The sequence below is a fragment of the Steroidobacter sp. genome, from assembly GCF_016790065.1.
In the GTDB taxonomy this organism is placed as follows: Bacteria; Pseudomonadota; Gammaproteobacteria; order Steroidobacterales; family Steroidobacteraceae; genus Steroidobacter.
The window spans coordinates 1-4297 of the sequence record NZ_JAEUPY010000752.1 but is presented as its reverse complement, the minus strand read 5'-3'; the positions used below and the strand labels follow the sequence as shown (position 1 = coordinate 4297).

4 protein-coding genes are annotated in these 4297 nt (G+C 61.1%); all 4 read left to right on the top strand.

All coding sequences use genetic code 11. The features are described from left to right. Window positions 1–276 (top strand): erythromycin esterase family protein (locus tag JNL55_RS30785; protein WP_293863574.1); only part of this gene is annotated, 276 nt, incomplete at its 5' end. A 58-nt stretch (window positions 277–334) separates the two neighbouring features. Further along, window positions 335–1357 carry an extracellular solute-binding protein gene (locus JNL55_RS30780; protein WP_293863572.1) on the top strand — a complete coding sequence of 341 codons (1023 nt, stop codon included), beginning with the start codon at window positions 335–337 and terminating at the stop codon, window positions 1355–1357. A 4-nt stretch (window positions 1358–1361) separates the two neighbouring features. Beyond that, window positions 1362–3536 carry a S9 family peptidase gene (locus tag JNL55_RS30775; RefSeq protein WP_293863570.1) on the top strand — a complete coding sequence of 725 codons (2175 nt, stop codon included), beginning with the start codon at window positions 1362–1364 and terminating at the stop codon, window positions 3534–3536. Between the two features lie 176 nt (window positions 3537–3712). Further along, the coding region (locus JNL55_RS30770) for a fatty acid desaturase (protein WP_293863568.1) at window positions 3713–4297 on the top strand (585 nt) is incomplete at its 3' end.

The following is a 4297-nucleotide window of genomic DNA, read 5'->3' as shown; positions in this document are numbered from 1 at the left end:
TGGCTCGGCATGTTCGGTTTCGACAATCAACTCCGCCCGGTGCCGCCGTCCAAGCCTGAAAGCTTGAATGCCGTGATGTCCCGTGTTAGCAAACCCAGCTTCCTGCTCGATCTGCGCAAGTTGCCGAGCAAAGGTGATGTGCGCGAGTGGTTCGAGCAACCGCGGCCAGTGCGCAACATCAATGTGCGTGAAGAATACAACCAGATCAAACCGGCAGCCGCGTTCGACGCACTGCTGTACATCGAAAAGATCTCGCCTCTGCACGAACAGCGCTGAAAGCTGCACGCACAGGCGAGGCCTCACTACCCGAGTCATTCCCTAGGAGCTTGAGTCAATGAGTTTTCCCAGAGTCCCGTGGCTTCGTGCCGGTTTGGTCATGGCCGGCGCATGGATGGCATCGCTGGCGAACGCAGCGGATAAAGAACCGCTGACCGTCAATTGGTATCACAGCGCGCCGTTCCTGCAGCCGGTCATCGACGAGTTCACCAAACAGAGCGGCATCGCCGTCAAAGTCACGGACTCTTACGACAAGTTCGACACCGACGTCATCCTGGTGTCGGACTACAAGAGCCTCACCGAAGCCAAGAAGCTGAACTCTTTCGAACGAATCCGCTCGCCCGACTTGGACGCGATCGTGCCGGCGCGCTGGCGCGACCGTGACGGCGGTTGGTACGGCGTGATGCTGCGTGCCCGAGCGGTGGTTTACAACAAGGCTCTGGTGAAGCCAGGCGAGATCAAGTCGTATCGCGACCTGGCCGATCCCAAGTGGAAGGGCAAGATCGCGCTACGTTCGGCAGCGAACGTGTACAACCGCTCGTTGCTTGCATCGATGATCGTGCATGACGGCTATGCCAGCGCTGCTGCTTGGGCCAAGGCCGTGCGTGACAATGCGGGCGAACGTCCGGAGTACTCCGGCGACACCGGCAATATCTGGCGAGTGGCCAAAGGCGAGTTCGCGCTGGCCTTCGTAAACACCTATTACATCTGTTACGAGATGGCGAAGGGCCGCGAGAAGACCAACGGCTTGAAGCTCGCCGACAACCTCGGTGTGGCCTGGCTGGATCAGGACCGCGCCGGTCAGCATGTGAACGTGACGGGTGTGGGCGTTCGTGCCGGCACGACGCGTAAAGACGATGCGATGAAACTCGTGCGCTTCTTGCTGAGCCAGAAGGGCCAGGCGCTGCTGTCGCAGAACGTGTTCAAGTATCCGGTGCGTAGCGATGTGCCTCCCAGCCCGTTGTTGCAATCGTTTGGCAACTTCCGCGCCGACGATTTGAACTTGAACGACCTGGAATTGCACTATGATGAGGCGGATGGCATCTATCGCGCCATTGGTTGGAAGTCCTGGGAAGAATGAGTCGATGAGCAAACGTAGCGGCTGGAGTCGATACAGCAGGGTGGTCGTGTGTGGAATGTTGCTGGCAGCTTTGCAGGCGCCGGCTTGGTCGAGCGAGGCGGCCGCTGGTAAAGCGGAGTCGTTTACGCTAGCCGAGTCCATCGCCGCACATGCCAGTTTGCAGTTCCGGACTAACACCCTGGTGGTGCCGCCTTCCGGTCGCTACGCCGCTTGGATCGAGGGCTCCAAGCTGATGATTGCGTCGGCTCCGGAGTTTCAGCCGCGAGAAGTGCTGGTATCTCAGGGTGGTGGCTCGTTGAGCGCGGCTTATGCCGCGCCCGACGATGTCACCATCTATTACACCCGAGGCACGACGACGCCAGCGTTTGGTCCTCATCCCGCCAGCGATACCAGAGAGTTCTGGCGGGTCGACACGACGAATGGCCGGACCGAGCGCCTGGCCGCCGGCGGCGATGTTCCGGAGAGTGCGCCGGTGTTTTCGCCGGACGGCAAGTCGTTCGCCACGGCGGATGGACCGATGGTGTTCGAGTATCGGGTCGACGGCACGAGCTTGTCCCGGCGACCGATACTGGAGAACAACGCGGAACACTACGCCGCCGAGAAGCTCACCAGCTTGACGTATTCGCCGGACGGCAAACGGCTGGCGTTCGTGAGTTGGCGTAAGGCGGCCCACAGCTACGTGGCCATCCTCGATGTAGCTACCGGCAAAGCTCAGTATCTGCAACCTGGAATATTCCGTGATCAGTCGCCTGTCTGGTCGCCTGATGGCCGGGAGCTGGCGTTCGTGCGGATGCCCGGGAACTGGACGCGCGAGTATCGCTTCTCGCCGAGCAAGCAAGGTGCGCCTTGGAGCTTGATGGTCGCTGCAGCGAGTGGCGGCGCCGTTCGGACGTTGTGGCAGGCCGATACCGGCATTGGCAGCGTGTTCGAACCTTACGGTATCGGCTCCTGGCTCGAGCCAAACTCTGAGGTCACGCAGCTGCTCTGGACAGCGTCGGGTCAGATCGTGTTCCCGTGGGAGAAGACCGGCTGGGCGTCGGCTTATGCGATCGACGCGAAAGGTGGCACGCCGAAGCCGCTGATGACTGGCAAAGGCGAAGTGACTTTGCCCACGCTTGCCGGCGACGGCCGGAGTATTTTGTTTGCGTCGAATGTAGAGGATTCCGCTCGGTTGCATGTATGGCGTGCGCCATTGAGCGGCGGCAAACCCGAACGTCTCACCTCGGGCGGCGTCGAGCACAGTCCGATTGCGCTGGCGGGCGGTGTCGCCTATATCAGCAACGACAAGGGTCGTCTGCCGAATCGGCACATGCTTGCGACGACGCGCGGGGCGGCTCGTCCGCTCGGAGCATATTCGAATGTGTCCACTCGCACGGCGAAGGTGTGGGAGCAGTTCGTCGATACCGATGTCGTGCCGGTCAAGGCTGCGGATGGCGTCGTCTCGCAACAGCTCATCTTCTGGCCGCGCAGTCCGGCGCCGAAGTCGGGCTACCCTGTCATCGTTTCATCCAAAGGCGGCCCCTCGGGGCGCGTGTCGCCAGGCAATGGCGTCTACACCGCGTTGGGTCAGTACGCGGCGTCGCGTGGATATGTTTTCGTCGAGATGAATTATCGCGGCGGCACCGGCGACGGGCTGGAGTATCGCTTGCCCGACGGACGGGGTGCGACGGGCGGCAGCGAGGTGAAGGACATCGAGGCATTGGTGCTGTACCTCCGAGGTCGCCGTGAGGTGGATGCGAAGCGCATCGGCATCATGGGTGGATCGTATGGCGGCTTCATCGTGTCGTTGGCGTTGACTCGCTTGCCACAATATTTCGCGGCGGGTGCGCATTTGAGCGGTGTCGGCGATTGGGTCGGCGAGATGAAGCTGGATCAGCGCGACGAAGGTTGGGCCAGCGCGCCGCCCGAGTACATCCGACTCAGCGAACGCATCCAGATCGAAGATCTGGCGTTCAATTCCTCGTCGGTCTCGAACATCGCCGCTTGGCGCGCGCCCACGCTCATCACCATGGGCGAAATGGATCGCTCCGGGCACATGGAAGGCATCATCGATCTGGGCTATCGGCTGCTGGAGCAGGGCACCCACGTCGAAGTCTCGATCGCCCCCGAAGCCGGCCACACCGGCCCGCGCGCCAGGCCCATGGATAAGGTGTTCGATTTCTTCGAACGCTATCTGTGAATTGAGACCCTGCGCAACGCGGTTCCGATAGGGTCGGAACCGCGTCTCAAGACGGTTACGAAAGGCGCCGAATGGGTCCGGCGATGTCCATATATTCAAACGGTTTAGATGCCCTGGGAGTCACGTGCTAGCGTGCTTCGCATTGCTGTCCACGGCGATGTAGTAGCAAAGACTTCATGCGGATTTCAACGGCGCCGGCTCGGGGGATTCATTACCTCCATGACGGCCAGAAGCAACGAGTCGAGCAATTGCGAAGCAGCTGGTTGTGGCGCTCACAACTGCCGACTTGGCTGGTCATCGTCAGCATCTATGGCGGCTGGTTCGCTGTGCTGACTCACGTGGAGCAGTTGGGCAAGCCGTTGAGTGCGCTCTTGCTGGTGCTGCTGCTGACTTGGTACATGTCGCTACAGCACGAGTTGGTGCACGGTCATCCGACGCGTTGGCCCGCTGTGAACCGGCTGCTCGGCATGGCGCCGCTGGCGCTCTGGTTTCCATTCGGGCTGTATCGAGACAGCCACCGCGCCCATCATCGTAACGAGCAGATCACTTGTCCGGAGCGCGATCCGGAAAGCTATTTCGTATCGGCGTCGCACTGGCAATCTTGTGGCGGCGTGCGACGTGTGTTGCTCAAGTTTCGTAACACTATCGTCGGGCGCTTGCTCATCGGGCCGGTATTCTCAGTAGCCGGCACAGTACGCGATGAATGGAAGCGAATCGCGAGCGGCGAGGTTCGCATCGCCGGCCGTTGGTTGCTCCATGGC

Bases quoted from the DNA above. Each gene is read 5' to 3' on its own strand.
- JNL55_RS30780 (WP_293863572.1), top strand. From the start codon at position 335: ATGAGTTTTCCCAGAGTCCCGTGGCTTCGTGCCGGTTTGGTCATGGCC.
- JNL55_RS30775 (WP_293863570.1), top strand. From the start codon at position 1,362: ATGAGCAAACGTAGCGGCTGGAGTCGATACAGCAGGGTGGTCGTGTGT.